The 20,152-nt window shown below is 62.9% G+C and carries 19 protein-coding genes and 1 tRNA gene; 11 read left to right on the top strand and 9 right to left on the bottom strand.

Translation table 11 applies throughout. The features are described 5' to 3' along the window. Positions 1–128: 128 nt before the first annotated feature. The 6 genes from A9D13_RS03340 (at position 129) to A9D13_RS03315 (ending at position 6,349) form a co-directional block, all read left to right on the top strand. Entirely contained in the window at positions 129–533 is a 405-nt protein-coding gene (locus A9D13_RS03340; protein ID WP_066770063.1) for a DUF2147 domain-containing protein, read from the top strand. Positions 534–580: 47 nt separating this feature from the next. After that, positions 581–1,879 carry an OmpP1/FadL family transporter gene (locus tag A9D13_RS03335; RefSeq protein WP_066770059.1) on the top strand — a complete coding sequence of 433 codons (1,299 nt, stop codon included), beginning with the start codon at positions 581–583 and terminating at the stop codon, positions 1,877–1,879. A gap of 17 nt (positions 1,880–1,896) precedes the next feature. Then, entirely contained in the window at positions 1,897–3,561 is a 1,665-nt protein-coding gene (locus A9D13_RS03330) for a long-chain-fatty-acid--CoA ligase (protein ID WP_172808085.1), read from the top strand. A gap of 152 nt (positions 3,562–3,713) precedes the next feature. Then, positions 3,714–4,076: a MerR family transcriptional regulator gene (locus A9D13_RS03325; protein WP_066770444.1), complete on the top strand. Its 363-nt coding sequence runs from the start codon at positions 3,714–3,716 to the stop codon at positions 4,074–4,076. Between the two features lie 113 nt (positions 4,077–4,189). Next, on the top strand, positions 4,190–5,227 hold the full coding sequence (locus A9D13_RS03320) for a sodium:calcium antiporter (protein WP_066770054.1): 1,038 nt from the start codon (positions 4,190–4,192) through the stop codon (positions 5,225–5,227). Positions 5,228–5,548: 321 nt separating this feature from the next. After that, a complete protein-coding gene (locus A9D13_RS03315; RefSeq protein WP_066770052.1) occupies positions 5,549–6,349 on the top strand; it encodes a universal stress protein in 801 nt (266 codons plus the stop codon). Positions 6,350–6,424: 75 nt separating this feature from the next. Here A9D13_RS03315 and A9D13_RS03310 read toward each other — a convergent pair whose 3' ends face one another. The 8 genes from A9D13_RS03310 to A9D13_RS03275 all read right to left on the bottom strand — a co-directional run bounded on the left by A9D13_RS03310 (position 6,425) and on the right by A9D13_RS03275 (position 14,622). After that, a complete protein-coding gene (locus A9D13_RS03310) occupies positions 6,425–7,108 on the bottom strand; it encodes a response regulator transcription factor (RefSeq protein ID WP_066770051.1) in 684 nt (227 codons plus the stop codon). Next, positions 7,098–8,987 (bottom strand): PAS domain-containing sensor histidine kinase, encoded by a 1,890-nt coding sequence (locus A9D13_RS03305; RefSeq protein ID WP_172808084.1) that lies wholly within the window; start codon positions 8,985–8,987, stop codon positions 7,098–7,100. The genes A9D13_RS03310 and A9D13_RS03305 overlap by 11 nt, the downstream gene beginning before the upstream one ends. Before the next feature lie 316 nt (positions 8,988–9,303). Then, entirely contained in the window at positions 9,304–9,984 is a 681-nt protein-coding gene (locus tag A9D13_RS03300) for a phosphoribosyltransferase (protein ID WP_066770043.1), read from the bottom strand. Then, a complete protein-coding gene (locus A9D13_RS03295; protein ID WP_156521902.1) occupies positions 9,981–10,640 on the bottom strand; it encodes a dienelactone hydrolase family protein in 660 nt (219 codons plus the stop codon). The genes A9D13_RS03300 and A9D13_RS03295 overlap by 4 nt, the downstream gene beginning before the upstream one ends. A gap of 3 nt (positions 10,641–10,643) precedes the next feature. Continuing rightward, positions 10,644–11,981 carry an erythromycin esterase family protein gene (locus A9D13_RS03290; protein WP_066770041.1) on the bottom strand — a complete coding sequence of 446 codons (1,338 nt, stop codon included), beginning with the start codon at positions 11,979–11,981 and terminating at the stop codon, positions 10,644–10,646. A gap of 340 nt (positions 11,982–12,321) precedes the next feature. Then, a complete protein-coding gene (locus tag A9D13_RS03285) occupies positions 12,322–13,602 on the bottom strand; it encodes an OmpP1/FadL family transporter (RefSeq protein ID WP_082922063.1) in 1,281 nt (426 codons plus the stop codon). A 151-nt stretch (positions 13,603–13,753) separates the two neighbouring features. Next, a complete protein-coding gene (locus A9D13_RS03280; protein WP_066770038.1) occupies positions 13,754–14,206 on the bottom strand; it encodes a tRNA (cytidine(34)-2'-O)-methyltransferase in 453 nt (150 codons plus the stop codon). 98 nt (positions 14,207–14,304) lie between these two features. Continuing rightward, a complete protein-coding gene (locus A9D13_RS03275; RefSeq protein ID WP_066770035.1) occupies positions 14,305–14,622 on the bottom strand; it encodes a phasin family protein in 318 nt (105 codons plus the stop codon). 268 nt (positions 14,623–14,890) lie between these two features. Between A9D13_RS03275 and A9D13_RS03270 the strand changes: the two genes are divergently transcribed. Beyond that, positions 14,891–16,006, top strand: coding sequence for a DUF5671 domain-containing protein (locus tag A9D13_RS03270; RefSeq protein ID WP_066770032.1), 1,116 nt, complete (start codon positions 14,891–14,893; stop codon positions 16,004–16,006). A 25-nt stretch (positions 16,007–16,031) separates the two neighbouring features. Here the strand turns inward: A9D13_RS03270 and A9D13_RS03265 are convergent. Next, positions 16,032–16,121, bottom strand: a tRNA-Ser gene (locus A9D13_RS03265). A gap of 139 nt (positions 16,122–16,260) precedes the next feature. On the opposite strand from A9D13_RS03265, the gene A9D13_RS03260 reads away from it, so the two are divergent. From A9D13_RS03260 to A9D13_RS03245, 4 genes are read left to right on the top strand one after another with little or no spacing between them, the layout of a single operon-like run. Beyond that, the gene (locus A9D13_RS03260; RefSeq protein WP_066770434.1) at positions 16,261–17,301 is read left to right on the top strand and encodes a lytic murein transglycosylase; all 1,041 of its coding nucleotides are present in this window, start codon (positions 16,261–16,263) and stop codon (positions 17,299–17,301) included. 37 nt (positions 17,302–17,338) lie between these two features. Then, entirely contained in the window at positions 17,339–18,535 is a 1,197-nt protein-coding gene (locus tag A9D13_RS03255) for a D-alanyl-D-alanine carboxypeptidase family protein (protein ID WP_172808083.1), read from the top strand. 1 nt (position 18,536) lies between these two features. Further along, positions 18,537–19,172 carry a dTMP kinase gene (tmk, locus tag A9D13_RS03250; protein WP_066770030.1) on the top strand — a complete coding sequence of 212 codons (636 nt, stop codon included), beginning with the start codon at positions 18,537–18,539 and terminating at the stop codon, positions 19,170–19,172. After that, positions 19,169–20,134, top strand: a complete 966-nt coding sequence (locus A9D13_RS03245) for a DNA polymerase III subunit delta' (protein WP_066770027.1) — start codon at positions 19,169–19,171, stop codon at positions 20,132–20,134. The genes tmk and A9D13_RS03245 overlap by 4 nt, the downstream gene beginning before the upstream one ends. Positions 20,135–20,152: the final 18 nt, after the last annotated feature.

Raw genomic sequence — 20,152 nt, 5'->3', positions numbered from 1 at the left:
ACGCAATGAGCGCTTGACTAACCTATAGGTCATCTTGATTTTGAGCGTGGGTCGAATCGGCACTTCCTTCGCCGAACCGTCCCCCATGCGACGCACGAAAAGACGGCGCGCGAAAGGAGAGGAATTTCATGTCCATCATGCTTGCCCTGCTGGCAGCTGGCCCCGCGCTGGGCGCCAATGACGTCATCGGGCGCTGGAAAACCGAAAGCCGCGGTGGCGTTGTCGAGATCACGCGCTGCGGTGAATCCATCTGCGGAAAGCTCGTCTCCTCCGAGGGGCTCAAGAGCAACCCGCAACTGACGGATCAAAACAACAAGGACGAGGCGCTGCGCAATCGCCGCCTCATGAACCTCACCATACTCAAGGGCTTCGACTGGAAGAAGAACAGCTGGTCGGGTGGCACGATCTATAACGCCCAGGACGGCGGCACCTACAAGGCGACGGTCACGCTGGAGGACAAGGATCACCTCAAGCTCAAGGGGTGCATCGTATGGCCGCTGTGCAAGACGCAGGAATGGACCCGCATCCGCTGAAGAGCGTTCAACCCATAAGAACAACAGAATTTTTTGGAGAGAGTTCAGTGCATCACGGCCTGAAAAACTTTGTCGCAATTTCCGCCCTTGCCGCCGGCATCGGCCTTCCCACTGCCGCCCACGCAGGCGGTTTCTATCTGCAGGAACAGTCCGTGCGCGGCGCAGGTCGTGCCTTTTCGGGCGAGGTCGCCGATACTGGCGCGCCTTCGCTATGGTGGAACCCCGCCGCCATCGGCGGTCTGGATGAGATCGAGGGGCACTTCGCCATCAGCGCGATCCGGCCCAAGGGCGATATCGAGAATATCAATACGCTGATCGTGCGCCCCGCGCAGGAACCGGCGCCGGTGGGCGGCCAGCAGAGCAGCGCCGATCCGATCGAGAACGGCGTGCTCCCCTCGGGCGCGATCGCAGCGCCTATTAACGAGCGCCTGTCGGTCGGCCTAGCCGTGACCTCGCCCTACAGCTTCACCACAAATTACGATGCCGACAGCTGGGTCCGCTATACCGCGGACAAGACCAAGCTGCGCACCTATGACATCCAGCCTTCGGTCGCCTACATGATCACGCCGGAACTGTCGGTCGGCGCGGCGCTCAACATCGAATATGCCGATGCTTCGCTTTCGAACGCGCTGCCGAACCTGTCGCCGCTGCTGCCTGACGGGCATCAGGAGCTGAAGGGCAATGGCTGGGACATCGGATGGTCGGCGGGCATGCAGTATCGCTCCGGCCCGGTTACGTTGGGCGCGGCCTACAAATCGGCGATCGACCATGATTTGTCGGGTACCCTGACTACGACGGGGCTGGTGGCGCCGCTCGATACACAGAATGGCGAGATCAAGACCAACGCGACCTTCAGCACTCCGTGGCAGGCGAGCGTGGGTGCACGCGTCGCGGTCACCCCGCGGCTGACGCTGAACGCGCAGGCCGTTCGTTTCGGCTGGTCGGAATTCGACGCGATCCGCCTTGGCGATCCGATCAACGCTGCGATTCCCGAAAACTATCGGGATACCTGGAGCTTTGCCGGCGGTTTCGATTACGCCGTTTCGCCGAAGTGGACCGTCCGCGGCGGCATTCAGCATGACCAGACACCGACCCGCAATGACGAGCGCGACGCCCGTGTGCCCGATTCCAATCGCTGGAACTTCGCGGCAGGCACCAGCTACGCCGTTTCGCCCGGTTTCACCGTGGATGCGGCGTTCAACTATATCGCCTTCAAGGATGCTCCGATCAACCGCACCACGGCAGCCTATGCCGGGACTGGGGCGCAGACACCGATCCTCGTCGACGGCGAGGTCCGCAATGCCAGCGCGATGGTCTTCTCGCTTGGCGGTCGCTTCAAGTTCTGATTGGGGAGGATAGTCACGTGCCGCACAGCGGGGGAGAGACGCAGAAATTGACCGATGGGCCGCTCGTGCATGAGCGGCTCATCACCGACCTCCTCGACCGGGCGGTCGAGCGCTGGCCCGAAAGGACCGCGATCGACTTCCTGGGAAGGACATGGACCTATTCCCAGATCGGCGATCTCGTCACCCGCGCGGCACGCGGGCTTCAGGATGCGGGGTTGAAGCCGGGCGACCGGTTTGGCCTGTGCCTCCCCAACTGCCCCTATTTCGTCGTGCTCTATTTCGCGGCGCTAAAAGCAGGGGCGGTCATCGTCAATTTCAACCCGCTCTATACGGAAAGCGAGCTTACTCATCAGATCCGGGATTCGGGCACGCGCTTCATGGCGGTGCCCGATCTCGCCATGATTCACGACAAGGTCGAAAATGTCGCCCGCGCCTCTGGCGTAGAGAAAATCGTGCTGTGCCCGATGCGCGACATGCTGCCATGGCTTCAGGGCGTGGGTTTCGAACTGTTCAAACGCCGCGACAAGGCGAAGATCCGCGAAGAGGGCCTGCATCTTCGGATGAAGCAGCTGCTCGCCAGCTCGCTCTACCCCGATCATGTCGATCGCAGGCCCGACGACGTGGCCGTGCTGCAATATACCGGTGGCACGACCGGCGTGCCCAAGGGCGCGATGCTGACCCATGGCAATCTGGCCGCCAACAGCGAGCAGATGCTGATCCATACCGGCGGCTGCGGATCCAGGCAGGAGCGGACGCTGGGCGTGCTCCCCATGTTCCATGTCTTCGCTTTGACGACGGTGCTCAACTACACCATCGAGATCGGAGCGGAGATGGTCCTCCTGCCGAAATTCGACATGGAGCAGGTGCTCGGCACCATCAAGCGCAAGCCGCCGACGCAGTTCTTCGGCGTGCCCACGATCTATATCGCGTTGAATGCGCTGGAAAAGGAGCGGATTCCCGATCTCTCCAATGTCCACGCCTGCATATCGGGCGGCGCGCCGCTGCCGCTGGAAGTGCGTGAGGCTTTCGAGGCAAACACCGGCGCCCGCGTGGTGGAAGGCTATGGCCTTTCGGAAACCGCGCCGATCATCACCTGCAACCCCATCGACGGGCTGATAAAGGACAACAGCTGCGGTCCGGCCTTTCCGGGCACGATCATCGAGATCCGCGATCCCGATAACCCTGAAACGCTGATGCCGCAGGGCCAGCGCGGCGAAATCTGCGCGCGCGGCCCGCAGGTGATGAAGGGGTACTGGAACCGGCCTGACGATACCCGCGATGTCTTCGTCGATGGCGCGCTGCGCACCGGCGACATCGGCTATCTCGATGAAGACGGCTATCTCTTCATCGTTGACCGGATAAAGGACGTTATCTTCTGCGGCGGCTATAACGTCTATCCCCGCGTCATCGAGGATGCGGCCTACCACCATCCGGCGGTAATGGAAGCGGTCGCCATCGGCATCGACGATCCTTATCGCGGCCAGTCGCCAAAGCTCTTCGTCGCCCCCCGCGAAGGCGAGACGCTGACGGTCGAGGAATTGCAGGCTTTCCTGAAGGAACGGCTGAGCAAGATCGAGATGCCGCGAGAGTTTGAGATCCGCGAGAGCCTGCCCAAGACCATGATTGGCAAGCTATCCAAGAAAGAGCTTGTCGAAGAAGAGCATAAAAGGCTCGCTTCATAGGGGACTGCATGCCAGTCTGATCGCGCCGCGCAAGGGATCGGGCGCGCGGGGAACGGACGGAAGCTGACGTGACGATGGAAGACACAGGTTTCAGCCCGCGCAATGATAGCGGGGAAGGGGAAGGCGACCAGGCTTCCGGCAATGGCAAGGCTATGCTGGGTATCCAGGAAGTCGCCAGCCAGCTCGGCGTGACCCTGCGCGCGCTGCGCTTTTACGAAAAGGAAGGGCTGATCAAGCCCGAACGGGTCGGCACCACCCGCGTCTATACCAAGCGCGAGATCGGGCGCATGCAGCTGATCCTTCGCGGCAAGCGGCTTGGCTTTTCGATCAGGGAGATCAAGGAGTTCCTCGACCTCTACGATGCCGACCCCAATCACCAGGAACAGATGGAACGGCTGGCCGAACGCGTTCGCGAACGGCTGGACGAGCTGGAGGAGCAGCGCAAGGCGCTGGAGCAGACGATCGAGGAATTGACCACGATCGAGCGTGAAGCGCGTGCGCGGCTACAGCCCTGACCCTACTTTCCAGCGGGGGAGGGGTTTCTGCCGCGCGCGGACAGATCGCCGCTGCCGCGCCCTGTATAACCCCCCATTGCAAATGGCGATGATCTGGCGTTGTCTCGACCCGTATGCTGGCAGGGTTTCCTGATCTGATTGTCGCGGTCCCCGTATTTGTCGGGGCGGCGGCACTTGTCTGGATCGCGGGGACCCGGCTGCCGAGCTATGTCGTCGCGCTTAGCGAAAAGACCGGCCTGGGCCATGGTTTTGCAGGATTGCTGGTGCTGGGAAGCATTACGTCGCTTCCCGAACTGGCCACCGCGACCAGCGCGTCGGCGATGGGTACGCCGCTGATCGCGCTCAACAATATTCTTGGCAGCGCGAGTTTTAACATACTGCTTCTCGCCTTTGCCGACCTGATCATCGGGAAGCGGCCCCTGACTTCGGTCGTGGCGCGGCCAGTGGTGCAGGTGCAGGGGGTTCTCGGCATGCTCTTGCTGGTGGTCGTGACAGCGGCCATCGTCGCGGGGGCGGGGGGCTGGCCGGGCTTTGTCGGCCCGTGGTCAAGCGGAATACTGGTGCTGTGCATCGGGGCGCTGGCGATTGCCAGTCGGGCAGAGCGCCGTCCGATGTGGCTGGTGGTGGACCCCGTCGTCCCCGACCTGGCCGAGGCTTCCGCCCCTGCCGCGATCGCGTGGCGAAAACTGATCGCGGTCATCGCAGCATTGGCGGCGGTGATACTCCTGGGCGGCCTGCTGCTTGCCTGGTCGGCCGACATCATCGCGCGCGACAGCGGTCTTGGCCAGCAGCCGGTCGGCTTTCTGTTCGTGGCCGCCGCAACCTCGCTTCCCGAACTCAGCGGAATCGTCGGGGCCATGCGGCAGCGGCATTATGAACTCGCCGTGGGTGAGATATTCGGGTCGAACCTGTTCAACATCGCGATCATCTTCGTCATCGACCTTGCCTCGCCCGGCGGTCCGGTCCTCGCTCTCGCTGGAAATTTCGAAGCGATGGCGGCATTGCTGGCGATGGCACTGACGGGGATCTATGTCCTCGCCCTGATCGAGCGGCGCGACCGGTTGTTCCTGCGGATGGGGGAGGGGTCGCTGGCCGCGATTGCCGTCTATCTGGCGGGGGCAGCCTATCTTTTCGCGGTTCGCACGATGTGAGGCGGGCCGGACACCGGTTTCCTACGTAATATTCCCAATGTCATAATTGGCGCCACGCCACCAATGTGGCCGGCAAGCCCTGATCGTTATCGCGCCGGGGTCCTTATATTCGGGCATCGGGCCATGCGGAGGAGAGGATGCATGCCGGTCGGTTGCCCGACAGGCGGCCGCACAGCATGGCGAGGGGGCTTCATGCTTTCATGCTGAAGCGGCCGCCCATTGAAGGACGCTTCTTCCACCCGAACGCAGCTCCGTACATTTCCCAATACCGGCCATCGCGCCGCATCCTAGGCTGATCGGCGATAACAGGAGAGAACGGCCATGAAGAACATCCTTCTCCTCGTCCATGACGATGATGGGCAAGAAGCCCGCCTGCAGGCGGCGCTTGATGTGACGCGCGCACTCGATGGGCATCTCACTTGCCTGGAAGTGGTGGCCCTGCCGATGATCGTTTCAAATTACTATACCGGCGGTGGGGCCGAAGCCTTGCTCGTCGAAGAGCTTCGTGAAGACGAAACCCGGTTACGCTCCGAAATCGAACGCCGCCTTGCGGCCGAAGATGTACCTTGGTCACTGAAGGAATCGCACGAGCCGCTGGCCAATGCGATCGAGAGCCATGCGGAACTTGCCGACATGGTTGTCGTGTCCTCCCGTTCACGCGGTCCTGACGGGGATAAGGACAGGCGTCCCGAACAATTGCCGCTGAAAGGCGGGCGCCCGATGCTGGCCGTACCGCCCGAAGGTCGCGGCGTCGATGTCACCCGACCGGTGGTCATCGCTTGGGACGGATCGGCCCCCAGTAACGCGGCATTGCGTGCCGCCGTTCCGCTTTTGAAAAAGGCGCGCGAAGTCAGCATGATCGAGGTCAACAACCCCGACGGTGCCTTCGCCATGCATGATGCGGCAAGCTATCTTTCGCGCCATGGCATTTCGGTCAGCCTTGTAGAGCGCGAGACGCGCGGCACGATCGCGCATATCATCATTGACCATGCCATGGCCGTCGATGCCGGATATATCGTGATGGGAGCCTATGGCATGCCCAGCGCCGCCGAACGGATATTTGGCGGGGTCACCCGCACCATGCTGACAGAGTGCACCTTGCCGCTTTTCCTCGCTCATTAGCTTGCGCAACCCCGTCCAGCGCAAGTTTCGCCCGCCGAAGCGTCCCCTTCGGCGGGCGAATGCGTTCGGGGCGGCTCAGTCGCTGCTGCCGGCAGGTTCGGCGGACTGGCCGTCGGCATTGTGCTCACGCTGCCATCCACGCTCTGAACCGAGGCCCGCGGCAAAGGCGATACGCAGGGCATCGGCGAAATTGCCGACATTCAGCTTGGCCATGACATTGGCGCGATAGACCTCCACCGTGCGCGCGCTGATGCCAAGGTCGAAGGCGATGGTCTTGTTCGGAAAGCCACAGGCCAGACCATCCAATACCTCGCGTTCGCGCGCGGTGAGGTGGCCGATCTGCACCTTGGCCCAATCGGCCTGATTGCGCTGCCGTTCCTCATCGGAGAGCCTGCTGAAGGCGGATTCGACCGCTGCCAGCAATTGCTTGCGGTCGGCCGGCTTCTCGATGAAGTCGCTGGCCCCTCCTTGCATCGCCTGCACCGCGACCGGAATATCGCCGTGTCCGGAGAGCACGATGACCGGGAAGTTGAAGCCCAGCCGCTGCATCTCGCGCTGTAGTTCGAGGCCGTTCATTCCGGGCATTGCCATGTCGATCATTGCGCAAGCCGGCTCGAAGCGGTCGGCCCCTTTCAGAAAGGCATCTGCGCTTTCCCAGCGCTGCACGCGATATCCCGCATTGCTGAGGAGGAAATCGAGCGATCTGCGGATCGCCTCCTCGTCGTCGACGACATGGACGAGTTTCCGATCAGGTGCCATCCACGCTCTCCCCGTCATGGGCTGGAATGGTGAAGAGGAAGCTTGCCCCCCCGCTCGCGACCCGTTGATGCCACATCGATCCGCCATGCGATTCCACGACCGTCCTGCAGATGGCGAGGCCAAGCCCCATGCCGGTCTGTTTCGTGGTCGAGAAGGGCGTGAACAGCTTGTCCTCCCGGTCCGGCGCAATGCCTGGGCCGTCATCGGTGACGCTGAAGCATATGTCGTGGCCATCACGGGTGACGGCGACTGCGATATGGCCGCCATGGTCGATCGCTTCTATCGCATTGCGCACGAGATTGATCAGCACCTGCTGGATCTGGACGCGGTCGATCAATATCCGGGCGGGATTGTCATCGAGATAAAGCGACCACTCGATCCCGCGATATGTCGCATCGCGCGTGGCCAGTTCGCACGCCTCGCGCGCAATGGCGGCGGGGTCCTCCTCCGTGCGCTCCAGCTCTCCGCGTGACAGGAAGCGCCGCAGCCGCTTTATCATCTCGCCAGCTCGCATCGCTTCGGCGCCCGCCTCGTCGAGCGCGTCCGCCATGTGCGCCAGCGCAGCCGCATCGCCATCGCGGATCGTTTGGGCGCACGTCTGGACGATATTGCCGATCGCCATCAGCGGCTGGTTGAGGTCATGCGCGATCGCCGTCGCGAGTGTCCCCATTTCGCTAAGCCGGGCCATCTGGGCAAGCTCCCTGCGGGTTTCGTGCAGCCGCGCCTCGGTTGCCTCGCTCGTGCTGAGATCGTGCAGAAAGCCCGCGAAAAGCCTGCGACCACCGCCAAACGCTTCGCCCACCCGGAGCTCGAGAGGGAAGATCGCCCCGTCCTTGCGCTGCCCCATAAGGCGGCGATGGCTGCCGATGATATGCGGCACGCCGGTCTGGCGATAGCGCGCCAGATAGCCGTCGTGCTCCTTGCGTTCGGGCATGGGCATCAGCATCGATACATTCTGCCCGACGGCTTCGTCCGGCCCATAGCCGAACAATTCCTCCGCCGCCTTGCTGAATGACAGGATGATGCCGCGTTCATCGATCACGATCAGCGCATCGGGCACGGTTTCGAGGATGGAGTTCAGCAGAACCGAACTCGCCTCCAGCGAGCGGGACTGCGTGTCCTCGACGGTGATGTCGCGCACGATCTGGCCAAACCCGCCCGGCAGGGCTCCATCACGCTCGATCAGGCTGATGGTGATGTCGGCCAGGAATACCGACCCGTCCTTTCGCACGCGCCAGCCGCGATCGCGAAACGTTCCATTGCTGCGCGCAAGATCTAGCTGCCTTTGCGGTACCTGCCGGTCGCGTTCGCCGGCCTCGAACGTTCGCGAAAGCGGCATGCCCAGCGCCTCGGCCTCGCTCCATCCGAACATGCGCTCCGCGCCCGCGTTCCAGATCGTCACATGCCCGCTGTCGTCCAGCATGCAGAGCGCGAACTGGTCCGCGATGTCGATGAACAGCGACAGTTCCTCGTCAAGGAGATGGGTGCGCAGCTGATCTTCAAGCGAGGCGGTCGGCACTTCATTGGTGATGAGAATGCCCGCAACCTGCCCGTCGCTTCCATGCCATGGTGCCATGCTCCAGCGCAGCCAGTCGATCCGGCCATCGCGCCGACGACATCGTTCAAGCTCGCTGCTGACCGTCTCACCCTTCAACACCGCCTGGTGGCAGCTGCGCAGGGCCTCTGCATCGACGGGGCAGATTTCATAGAGTGAGTGGCCGGCCGGATCGCGGCCCTCCAGCTGGTTCTCGATCAGCCAGCGATCGCTGCAGCGGATATAATTGAGGTCGGCATCGAACAGCGCGAAAGACGCCGGGACCTGCCCCAGCATCAGCCCGACAAGCTCCTCCGGGAAGAAACTTGGGGCGGTCTCTTTCAAGTCTGCACGCATGCCTGACCCGCTGTTGCCTGACCTGCTTACGATCGCGGTGACCATACACGATTATCGGCGCGCCCGGCAGGGGCGCCCCGTTTTTTCCCTGCGGGCGTGCACGATTGCCATCGGGGCAAAACGCCCCGCACGGCCCATCACGGAAGAGGGCTGGAAAACGTCTTGTTCGCGAAAGGCTTGCCGGCAGGTCACCGGATATCCGCACATGGCGGGGCAGCGGATCGTGCCTCGCGAAACAAGCTCATGGCCTGAAATGCGCGGGGCGGACAGGGTGCATGATATCGCCCGGGCCATGCCGTGGGTATCAGCTTTCGCGCCCTTGCCCGTCCAGAGTCGCGGCGTTGAGCAATTGCACGACCTGATCGTCTGAAACCTGGTCGAAATGACGGTAATGCCGACCCACCGCAAAGAACGGCTCGGGCGTGGCCAGCACCACGATCTCGTCGCAAAGACTTTCCAGCCTTCGGACGACGTCAGCGGGCGCGACCGGGACGGCGAGCACCAGCCTTGCCGGACTTCGGCGTCGCGCGCCCTGCAATGCTGCGGTAATGGTTGAGCCGGTCGCGATCCCGTCGTCGACGATGATGATCGTTCGGCCTGCCAGGGACGGCATCTTCCGCGACCCGATATAGGCGCGGCGGCGGCGTTCCATCTCGACGAGTTGGCGCCCCAGTTCCGCCTGCAGATATTCACGGCCCGGTCGGATGATCCTGACCGCCTCTTCATTCAGGATCATTTGCGGCTCGTCGCCATCGACGACTGCGCCGATCGCATATTCGGAATGGCCCGGCGCACCCAGCTTACGGACCATCAGCAATTCCAGCTGCGCATCCAGCGCGCGAGCGATTTCAAAGCCGATCGGAACGCCCCCGCGCGGCAGGGCAAGGATGATCGGATGTTCAGCCCTCAGATGCTCCAACCTATGCGCCAGCAGGCGGCCTGCCGTCTGGCGGTCTCGGAAGGGCAGGGGGATCTGCGCGCTCATGGCTCTCTTCGCCCTGCCAGATGCAGCAGGAACCATCGCTTCGCTTCGGCGATGACTTCAGCCAGAGCGCCCGGCTCCTCGAACAGGTGCCCGGCCCCCTTTACGATCACGAGTTCATGCGGGCAGCGCAGGTGGCGGGCCGCCGCCTCGTTCAACGCGATAACCTGCGTGTCGGCGCCGCCGACGATAAGCTGCGTGGGCGCGCGCACATGTTCCAGCGCATCGCGTCCGGCCAGGTCGGGCCTGCCCCCGCGCGATACGACGGCGCCAAACAGTTCTGGCCGCTGCCCCGCAGCATAAAGAGCCGCGCCTGCGCCAGTGCTGGCGCCGAACAGGCCGATGGGGAGATGTGCGCAGGCCGGTTCAAGCCGCATTTCGCGGACTGCCTCGATCAGCCGCGATGACAAGAGCGCGATGTCGAATATATTTGCGCGATTGCGCTCTTCATCCACGGTCAGCAGGTCGAACAACAAAGTGGCAAGACCAGCATCGCCCAGCGCCTCGGCCACGTAATTGTTGCGCGGGCTGCGATGGCTGCTGCCGCTGCCATGGGCGAATACGACGATGCCATGCGCCCTGTCGGGCATGCGCAGCACCGCAGGCAGGCCGCGCCGGCCGAGTTGGAAGAAATGCGGGCTATGGGTCGCGACATCCATGGGTCAAAGTCCGAATGGCCAGATTTCGGGGGCGCCGTGCGGATGTTCCTTCCCCAGCGGAGAGACGGGGGTTGTCTCCTCGAACCAGACGAACGCATCGAACTGCTCGCACATCACGGCTTCAAAATAATGGCTCAAAAGCTCGGTTTCCGGTCGATAGACGACGCCGATCGCGCGTTCGAGCATGGGGCCGCGAAGCGCCTCGGCCAAGTAGCGGTGGGCGGGGCCGCGCCAGTCGGTGAGCGAGCGGGCCTGCCCTGCGTGGCGGAACGCATGTTCCCAGCTATCAGGGCGGGCCGGGCGGACCGACTTGATTTCCATGTCGCCGCCCCAATCGCTGGCGGCGGCGACATGCCCACGGTCGGTGCCAAAGCCGATGGCGACCGCTTCGTCGCCATGCGCCATGTGGCACAATTCACCGATGTTGAATTCGCCGCGCCAGCCCATCGCGGTCGCCGCAGCATTGCCGATATGCGAATTATGCGCCCAGACAACGGCCCGTGCATGATCGCCGCGATGGGCGAGCAGTGCCTCAAGCGTGCCGAACATGTGCCGGTCGCGCAGGTTCCAGCTGTCGACACCGCCGCGATACATGGCGCGGTAATAACGTTCTGCCGCAACGACGATGCGCGCATTCTGCACGGCGTCGAACCAGCTTTCCCCATCCTCGCGCATGCGGCCAAGCCGCTCGTCCAGCATGGCGCGAAGCTGTGCGACGGCCACGTCTTCGCAGCTGTCCATCCCGGCGCGCATGACGGCATGGCCATAGGCAGCAGGTTCTTCTGCCCAAGGTTCGAGGCAGCCATAGCGCCTGCGCGCTCTTTCGGCGGCAGCGGGATCCGCCTTGTCGAGGTAGGCGATAACCGCATGCATGGATTCGTCGAGGCTATAGACGTCGAGGCCATGGAACGAAGCTCGATCCTCTTCCGCGCGGGATGCATTGTGCCCCTTCAGCCAATCGGCAAATTCCAGCACTTCCAGATTGCGCCACATCCATGTCGGAAATCGCGCGAACACATCCCCGCGGCGCGGGCGCGGCGCGCGGTGGCGGACATATTCGTCGATGCGAGCGGCGTCGGGCCAGTCGGCCTCTACCGCGACGATGGAAAAGCCGTGCCTCTCTATCAGGCGGCGCGTGATGGCGGAGCGGGCGCGATAGAATTCGCTGGTCCCATGGGTGCATTCGCCCAGCAGCACGACGCGCGCATCGCCAAAGCGGTCGAAAAATTCGCCAAAGGCTTCGGCGTTTGACGGGTTGGGCAGCGGTTCGGCGACACGGTGCAGCAGATGATGCAGGGCCTTGTTGTCGCGTGCATCTCCGGTTCTTGTCTCGATGCCCATGATCGGCCTCCTTCCCATGACCATTTAGGCCGGAGGCGGGCGCGGCTGCATCTGGTGAATATACGGATGTAATGGGAGGAGGGGCGTGAAATGCGCCCAAAGACAAAACCTGCGGCTTCCCCCGGCCCGTGATGCCCATGTCGGGGCATCATGTTTTGGGGATCGCCGCAGGTTCTATCGACCGATTATCGCGCAATCTCGGTCCAGGACCTTTCCTTTTCGGTTTCGGTCCAAAACGACATTGTCGCTCCTGGTCGGTAATTACTTGCCTAGCGCGGTTATGCGGACCGCGTTATCCGTAATGTTCCGGAAGCCAAGGGTTTATCGCAGTCCCGCTGCTTTAAAGCGACAGGCCGAAAGACAGCCCGACCGCGGTTTCGGCAAGATATACATCGGCCTCTCCGCCGCCAAAGCTGGCCGGGATCGATCCGGACCCGCGCACGGTCTGACGCGGTGCGCGCATCGCATAGGCAGTGACATCGGCGCCATCACCGATCTTTACCGTTGCGCCCAGCGTGTAATGGCCGCGCACCACGCCGGGTGCAAAAACATTGAGCAGGGTCTGCGAACGGGGCACCGGATTGTCGGAACGGCCGTAGCCTGCGCGCAGGGTCAGCGCCGGGGAGGCGCGATAGATCGCGCCCACTTTCCAGACGTCGATGTCGCGCCAGCCGAAGCCGGGGCCGCCATCGGCGCCAAAGGGGACGCCCTGAAAAAGGCTGTCGACCGGATTGCCCACCGACTGGACATCCGAATAGTCGATCCGCTTGTAATCGGCCCCGACGGTCAGTGCGTCGCTTGCCTTTACCGAAGCGCCAAAGCCCCAGGAAGCGGGAATGTCGAACCCGCCCTTTTCGGCGAACAGCCCGGCATAATCATCGAAATCACCGGCATTGATCTTCGACTGGTAAAACGCGCCGATCTTCACGCTTTCGCCGATCGAACCGAGATAGCCGACGCGAACGCCGACGCCAGCGCTCCAGTCCGTGCCATTGTTCGTGAAGTTTTCGGGATCCTGCGAGTAGGCGGCAAAGGGCTGCGCGCCATGCATCTTGAAGCTTTGCAGAACGATGACCGGTGAAACGCCGACCGAATGCCCCTGTGCCACCTTATACGCGGCGGTGGGGGAAATCATGATCTGGCGCAGGTTGACGCCCGCCGGACCGCTGGCGCCAAAGCTGGCGAAGGGGTTGGTCTTGTAATGGGTGTTCATCCCTCCATTGCCGTTAATGGCGATGCCCACGGCAAGACGGTCCGACAGCGGACGGACATAGGCCGCTTCCGGAAGGACGAAGGGATTGGCGCCATTGCCCGAATATTTACCGTCAAGCCCGGCTGCATTGCCCGAAATGCTGGCGCCGCGGTCGGGGACGAAAATCTCTACGCCGACGTCGAGGCGGTGTCCGATTTCCATCGCTGTCGCCGGGTTGACCGAAATGGCAAGGGCATCCTGCGGCATCGCGATCTCGACCCCGCCCGCGCCCTTGGCCTTGGCGCCTGCTCCGTTGAGGAAATAGCCATCGGTTGCATTGGCTGCAGTGGGGGCGGCAGCCGCCAGAGTGATGGCGAGCGCGGTGAAAGGCAGGCGGCGGCCATTATGGCCGAAAAAGGAAAGCGACATGGTTGGTAGATGGTCCCGGATAGAATGGCTTGCCGGGTGTCAGAGGGTCCGGCTTCTTGCAGCAGCACTTAATGTGCGCTGCCGCGCAATGAAGCGAGATATCCTTGCCGACCCCCAATACCAGCTTTTGCTGACTCCGATGTCGATAGCCTCAGCCCGGTAGGGTGGCGGTCTGCCGCAGCGCCTCACCCAGCGCCAGCCCGGCCGACATGGCGAGGTTCATCGACCTGACGCCAGGGCGCATCGGAATGCGAATTCGGGCGTGGCAGGCTTTGGCGATTTCCGCTGGCACGCCTGCGCTTTCCTTGCCGAAAAGCAGCACGTCATCGGGCGCGAAAGTGAAATCATAGGCCGACCCCGAACCCTTCGTCGTGAACAACAGCAGTCGGCGGTGACCTATGGTTTTGCGGAAGGCATCGAAGCCGGGGTAGCGGGTGACGCTGACGTGATCGATATAATCCATGGCCGTGCGGCGGACACGGCGATCATCCCACTCGAAACCCAGCGGCTCGATCAGATGCACATCCGCGCCCATGCAGGCACCCAGCCGCATGACGGCGCCGACATTTCCGGCGATTTCAGGTTCGAAAAGGGCGATATGCATGGGCGGTCACTGGCAGTAGCTCCCTGCCTGCGCAAGCTTTCCCATCAGCCGGCGGTTTGCCCGAAAGGCCGAGCGAGACGACCGCCATGCAGGCCCAGTCAGACCTTCGGCGATGTGCTCCCGGCAAGGCCGATGCCGTTTTCGACGATGCCTTGCGCGCCCATCATGCCAGCCGCGACCGCTTCGGCCGTCATTGCCTGCAATTTCTGGGCTTCGTGCTGATAGTCGCTCACGATTTCCTTGCCGAAATCGCTCCACAGGCTGAAGGCCGCCATCGGTTCGCGGCAACTCATCAGCTCTTGTCCGAATTCGGCATCCTTGCGCAGCCTGTCGGCGAGAAAACCATAATATTCGCGGAAACATTCCACGCCCTGCTGCATGAACTCCGGTGTGGTGCCGGTCTTCTTCGCTGCCATGATCTTGCCTTTCCGGGGAATGAAGAGATCCGATTATTATCGGGAACGGCAGACATCATCGCCAAAGCCGCGATCAGGTCATATCGGTAAACCTCCCAGTATCGTGCAGACGCGGCACGCCGCTGAGATGCGTATATTTACGGGTTTCGACGCGGTGGTTGCAGCGTCAATCCTGTTCGACCGCCATGGCCGGTTTGCTGCGAATGCGACCATATCCCACGGGTTTCTTCGAGTTTCCGGCTGATGCGGCAGGAAGGGGAGTGTGGCGATGGCTTGGTCAGTGCTGACCGATTTTCTGCGGAGGGCGACGCGGGCGGGAATCGGTCGTGACAAAGCGGCAAGCGCGCTGGAGGATGCAGGCTGGCCGCCCGCCCAGGTGAAATCGGCCATAGAAGCCTTTGCCGACAGCGATCTTCCCGTCGCGGTGCCGCGCCCATCCATATCCCCCACACCGAAAGAGCTGTTCCTGTATCTCACGGCCTTTTCATGCCTCTACGTGGCGGTCATGGGGCTGGGCACGATCCTGTTCCAGCTGATCAATATCGCCCGACCTGATCCTGCAGACTTCTATGCGGGCAACTATTTTTCAATGATGGGCAATGTGGAGGCAAAGCTGCGCTCCGGCGTTTCCAGCGTGGTCGTCTTTCTGCCGGCCTATCTCTTCGTCGATTTCCGGATCGCGAAACTGCGCCGCTCGAGTGCCGGGGGAGGCGCTTCCGCCGTCAGGCGCAAGCTGACCTATCTGACCTTGTATTTCACCGCTTTCGTCCTGCTTTTCGATGCCAGCTTTCTCGTCTCCTACTGGCTGAACGGAGAGCTGGATTCGCGCGTACTTCTAAAGATCCTGGTCGTGGCTGGCATCGGTGCGCTGGTATTGGGGCGCTATCTTTATGAAATGTCCTGCGAAGAGCATTTCGGGGCCGGGCATGTGCGCCTTGTCCGGATGGCTTCGCTGGGATTTCTGGTCGCTGTTTCCCTTGCCGCGGTCATCGCGGCCTTTGCCAATTTCGATCCACCGGGTGAAGAGCGCAGGAAGCAGGCCGATGCGGCGCGCGAAGCGGCACTGGCGCAGATTGATGTAGCGGTCCTGACCTATTTCCGCGCCTATGACGAATTGCCCGATAGCCTGAAGGCGGTCGCGAAGTTCGAGCATGTGCGTCTGCCCCGTGATCCGGAAACGGGCAAGCCTTATGGCTATGAAGTAACTGGTGAGCGCACGTACCGTCTGTGCACGCGGTTCCGCACGGCGCGGACCGAGATGGACTTGGTGGCCGAAGGCGCGGCCTATGGCGGCTATTACCAGACCTCCGCCTTTGTCGAACACCCCGCGGGTGATCATTGCTTTGACATGGAGGTGAAGGAGGCCGTGCCCTATGGACAATGAACTGTGCCGGGCCTGACCGGGGATTTGGCGGACAGGGTGGGATTCGAACCCACGGTGAGCGTGAACCCACGGCGGTTTTCAAGACCGCTGCCTTAAACCACTCGGCCACCTGTCCTTGTGAAAAGCGCCGCTAGCGGCTTTCGCATGGCTTGTCATCAGTGATGCGAAAGCTTTGAACGCAAATCGTCGTCATCCGCTTCACCATTTGTCGCATAAGCCATGAGCGGGGATTCCCACGGCCCATGGGCTGTGGCATGACTTGGCTCATGAACAGATTTGCCCGCGTATCGCTTGCCTTCTCCGCCCTGACCGCCGTTTTCACTGCCGCGCCTGCCAGCGCGCAGGTCTATACCCAGGCGGGTTTTGAGGAATATCTCCAGCAGGTCGGAAACAGGGCGCGGGCCGAGGGTGTTTCGGCGCGCTCGGTGGCGAATGGCCTGTCGGGCCTGACGATCAACGACCGCGTGGTGGAACTTGATCGGCCGCAGGCGCCCGATCCCGTCGGCACGCCATTTCCGCCCTTTGCCCCCTACCGCGCGCGCCATGTCGACAGCGCGCGCATCAATGGCGGGCGCAACACCTATGCCGCCAGCGCGTCGGTCCTGCCGCAGATTGAGCAGCGTTATGGGGTGCCAGGGCAGATCCTGATTGCCATCTGGGGGCATGAGACCAATTATGGCAGCTATACTGGCAGCTTTGACACGATCCGTTCACTGGCGACATTGGCCTATGAAGGGCGCCGCCGCGAATTGTTCGAAGGCGAGCTGATCGCTGCATTGAAGATGATGGATCAGGGCGTCACGCGCCAGCAGCTGACCGGCAGCTGGGCCGGCGCGATCGGCAATCCGCAGTTCCTGCCCAGCGTTTGGCTGCGTGTTGCCGCCGATGGCGACGGTAACGGCACCCGCGATATCTGGAGCAGCCGGGCCGATACGCTGGCCTCCATCGCCAATTATTTCGTCGATGCCGGATGGCGGCGCGGCGAACCCTGGGGTGTGCCCGCCTATGTGCCGAGCGGCTATAACCGCTCTGCCGATAACACGAAGCTTTCGGCCCCGCGCTGCGAACGCGTGTTTGAACGGCACAGCCAGTGGAAGACGATCCGCGAGTGGAAGGCGCTGGGTGTCGTGCCGCAAAAGCCGATCGGCGACGATGCCATGGCATTTCTGTTCGAGCCCGATGGTCCGGGCCAGCCAGCATACCTCCTCACCAGCAATTACCGGGTGATATTGGACTACAACTGTTCCAACTATTACGCCCTTTCGGTAGGGCTGCTGGCCGACGCGATCCGTTGATCGGGCATATCGGCCGGGCGAAGGCAGGAGCAGTATGATGATGGGCAAACCGCGGCGTTTTGCGGCGGCTTCGGCGGCAATCGCGCTGGCGCTGACGCCTGCGCCGCCCTTCGCGCAGACCTCGGCGGTACAGGTGGAGCAGGCGGTCCCCGCTTATGAAAACCCGCCGCTTGGCAATATTCCCATCGCGCTGATCATGGATGCCGATGGCGGCGCGCCCTTTTACGAAAAGGATGCGGATCGCCGCTTTATCCCCGCTTCGCTGACGAAGCTGATGACGATGTACACCGCGTTCGAACTTTTGGATGCAAAGCGGATCACGCTCAATCAGCGCATGCCGGTGACGCGCCAGATTTTCAAGGAATGGGGCGGGGTGGGATCGACCATGTTCGCCTCTGCCGGGGAAACGATCAGCGTCGATACGCTGCTGCAGGGGATCACGACGGTCTCCGCCAATGACGGCTGCGTCATTCTGGCCAGCGGCGCTGCAGGCAGTGTCGAGGGCTGGACCGCGCTGATGAATGCCAATGCGAAAAAACTTGGCATGGTGAACAGCCATTTCAACACGCCCAATGGCTGGCCGGACGAGGGGCGCACCTATACCAGCGCGCGCGATCTCGCCATTCTGGCCCGTGCGTTAATTACCGAGCATCCGACGCTTTATCGCCGCTATTTCTCGATCCTGAGTTTCACCCACAACGACATTACGCAAAAGCATCACAACCCTATCCTTGAGGCTGTGCCGGGGGCCGATGGGTTGAAAACCGGCTTCACGAACGAGGCGGGCTATGGCTTCGTCGGTTCGGCGGTGCAGGGCAATCGCCGCCTCATCATGGTGCTGGGCGGCGCGGAAACGAGCCGTGAGCGCAAGAAGGTCGCGCGCGAGTTCATCCAGTGGGGTTTTGACGAGTGGGACGCCGATTACGTTTTCGGCCACGGCCAACCCGTGGGTAAGGCCCGCGTTCAGGGCGGCGCGTCGCGTCATGTCCCCGTTGCCGCGGCGCAGGGCGTGAAGATTTCCGTGCCCCGCGGCCAGCAAGCCGAAGCCAATGTGATCATGCGTTACGAAGGCCCGCTCATGGCCCCGATCCGCAAGGGGCAGCCCGTGGGGCAGTTGATCGTTCAGCGCGCCGGCGAAGAACCTGCGAGTTTCGATCTGGTCGCGACGGAGGAAGTGCCGGCTGCCAATGGCTGGCAGCGCCTGCGCAACGGTTTTCTGGGCCTGTTCGGCTGACATGACGACACGCGGACGCTTCATCGCTTTCGAAGGCGGGGAGGGGGCGGGAAAATCCACCCAGTCCCGCCTCTTGGCCGAGGCGTTGACCGCGCGCGGTCTGGATATCGTGACGACCCGCGAACCCGGCGGCACGCCCGGTGCCGAGGCTTTGCGCGCGCTGTTGCTGGATACGGCGCTTGACTGGAACCCGAAGGCAGAGGCGCTGTTGTTTGCCGCTGCGCGGTCCGATCATGTGGAGACGCTGATCCGGCCGGCGCTGGCTGCGGGTAAATGGGTCATCTGCGACCGCTTCCTCGACAGCTCGCGCGCCTATCAGGGCGGGGCGGGGGGCATTGGTGACGAGGCCGTCCTGGACCTGCACCGCATCGGCAGCGATGGCCTGCTGCCCGACTGCACGATCCTGATCGAGGTTGACCCGGCCGAGGCCGCCGCCCGCGCCCATGCGCGCGATGGCGATGCCGCCGACCGGATCGGGGCGAAGGGAAAGGAATATCACGCGGCCGTGCGGGCCCGTTTCGCTTTGCTGGCAAAGCAGGACCCGGATCGCTTCGCGCGCATTGACGGCGATGCCACAGCCGACGAGGTGCACGCCCGCATCATGGCCGCGCTGGCTCCGTTGATGGAGGGGGCGTGAGCGAGACACCGAAGCTTTTGGGCCATGAGGCTGCGTGGAACAGCTGGCATGCCGCGATGCGTAGCGGCAAGATGCATCACGCCTGGCTGCTGGCGGGAAAGCGCGGTCTGGGCAAGGCAAGCTTTGCCTTGTCGGCAGCCGCCGAACTGGTGGCCGAGCCCGGCGTGCCGCAGCCCGAACCGCTGTCGCATCCCGACATCATCCTGCTCCAGCGCCCACCCGCGACCAGCGATGACGAGAAGAAGCGCGACGAAGGCAAGCCTTTCAACCGCAAGCGTAACATAAGCGTCGACCAGATTCGAACGATGCAGCGCCGTCTGACAACGCGCCCGACGCTGGGGCCGCGCCGCGCAATTATCATAGACGCATCCGACGATCTGGAGAAATCCGCCGTCAACGCGCTTTTGAAAAGCCTTGAGGAACCGCCGCAGGGCAGCTTCTTTCTGCTCGTCGCGCATCGGCCCGGTGGCCTGCTGCCCACTGTGCGTTCCCGTTGTCGCCAGCTGCGCTTCCACACGCTGACCGACATGCAGATTGAGGAAATCGTGGCCGCGCGCGAACCCGATGTCGGCATCGAAACCCGCAATGCGGCGGTGGAGGCTGCGCAGGGATCTCCGGGCGCGGCATTGTCCTTTGTCGAGGACGAGCTTGCCCCGATCGCCCGCGAATTGCGCGCCATCATGCGTCATGGCGATCCCGATTTCACCCGCCGTGGCGCTCTGGCCAGTGCCATCGGTGCAAGGCCGGACCGCGAACGCCTGCTGGCAAGCGTCCGTCTGGCCCGCGACATTTGCGCCGAAAGTGCCCGCATGGCTCCGCGTGCTTATCAGGCGCGACTGATCGACACGCACGGGGCGTTGGTAAAGCTCGGGGCGGAGATCCCGTATGCCAATTTCGATGCCGGGCTGACCGTGGTCGAAATTGGCGGGTTGCTGGCAGCCGCCTCGGCACCTAAGGGTTAGCGCAAAGCTGACGGGCCA

The sequence above is a fragment of the Croceicoccus mobilis genome (genome assembly GCF_001661965.1).
In the GTDB taxonomy this organism is placed as follows: Bacteria; Pseudomonadota; Alphaproteobacteria; order Sphingomonadales; family Sphingomonadaceae; genus Croceicoccus; species Croceicoccus mobilis.
Note: the sequence above shows the minus strand (reverse complement) of the source record. Positions and strands in the feature narration are given on the sequence as shown.

Excerpts from the sequence above, each read along its gene's own strand:
- A9D13_RS03340 (WP_066770063.1), top strand. The coding sequence starts at position 129 with ATGTCCATCATGCTTGCCCTGCTGGCAGCTGGCCCCGCGCTGGGCGCC.
- A9D13_RS03325 (WP_066770444.1), top strand. The coding sequence starts at position 3,714 with ATGCTGGGTATCCAGGAAGTCGCCAGCCAGCTCGGCGTGACCCTGCGC.
- A9D13_RS03320 (WP_066770054.1), top strand. The coding sequence starts at position 4,190 with ATGCTGGCAGGGTTTCCTGATCTGATTGTCGCGGTCCCCGTATTTGTC.
- A9D13_RS03315 (WP_066770052.1), top strand. The coding sequence starts at position 5,549 with ATGAAGAACATCCTTCTCCTCGTCCATGACGATGATGGGCAAGAAGCC.
- A9D13_RS03310 (WP_066770051.1), bottom strand. The coding sequence starts at position 7,108 with ATGGCACCTGATCGGAAACTCGTCCATGTCGTCGACGACGAGGAGGCG.
- A9D13_RS03300 (WP_066770043.1), bottom strand. The coding sequence starts at position 9,984 with ATGAGCGCGCAGATCCCCCTGCCCTTCCGAGACCGCCAGACGGCAGGC.
- A9D13_RS03295 (WP_156521902.1), bottom strand. The coding sequence starts at position 10,640 with ATGGATGTCGCGACCCATAGCCCGCATTTCTTCCAACTCGGCCGGCGC.
- A9D13_RS03290 (WP_066770041.1), bottom strand. The coding sequence starts at position 11,981 with ATGGGCATCGAGACAAGAACCGGAGATGCACGCGACAACAAGGCCCTG.
- A9D13_RS03285 (WP_082922063.1), bottom strand. The coding sequence starts at position 13,602 with ATGTCGCTTTCCTTTTTCGGCCATAATGGCCGCCGCCTGCCTTTCACC.
- A9D13_RS03280 (WP_066770038.1), bottom strand. The coding sequence starts at position 14,206 with ATGCATATCGCCCTTTTCGAACCTGAAATCGCCGGAAATGTCGGCGCC.
- A9D13_RS03275 (WP_066770035.1), bottom strand. The coding sequence starts at position 14,622 with ATGGCAGCGAAGAAGACCGGCACCACACCGGAGTTCATGCAGCAGGGC.
- A9D13_RS03270 (WP_066770032.1), top strand. The coding sequence starts at position 14,891 with ATGGCTTGGTCAGTGCTGACCGATTTTCTGCGGAGGGCGACGCGGGCG.
- A9D13_RS03260 (WP_066770434.1), top strand. The coding sequence starts at position 16,261 with ATGACTTGGCTCATGAACAGATTTGCCCGCGTATCGCTTGCCTTCTCC.
- A9D13_RS03255 (WP_172808083.1), top strand. The coding sequence starts at position 17,339 with ATGATGGGCAAACCGCGGCGTTTTGCGGCGGCTTCGGCGGCAATCGCG.
- tmk (WP_066770030.1), top strand. The coding sequence starts at position 18,537 with ATGACGACACGCGGACGCTTCATCGCTTTCGAAGGCGGGGAGGGGGCG.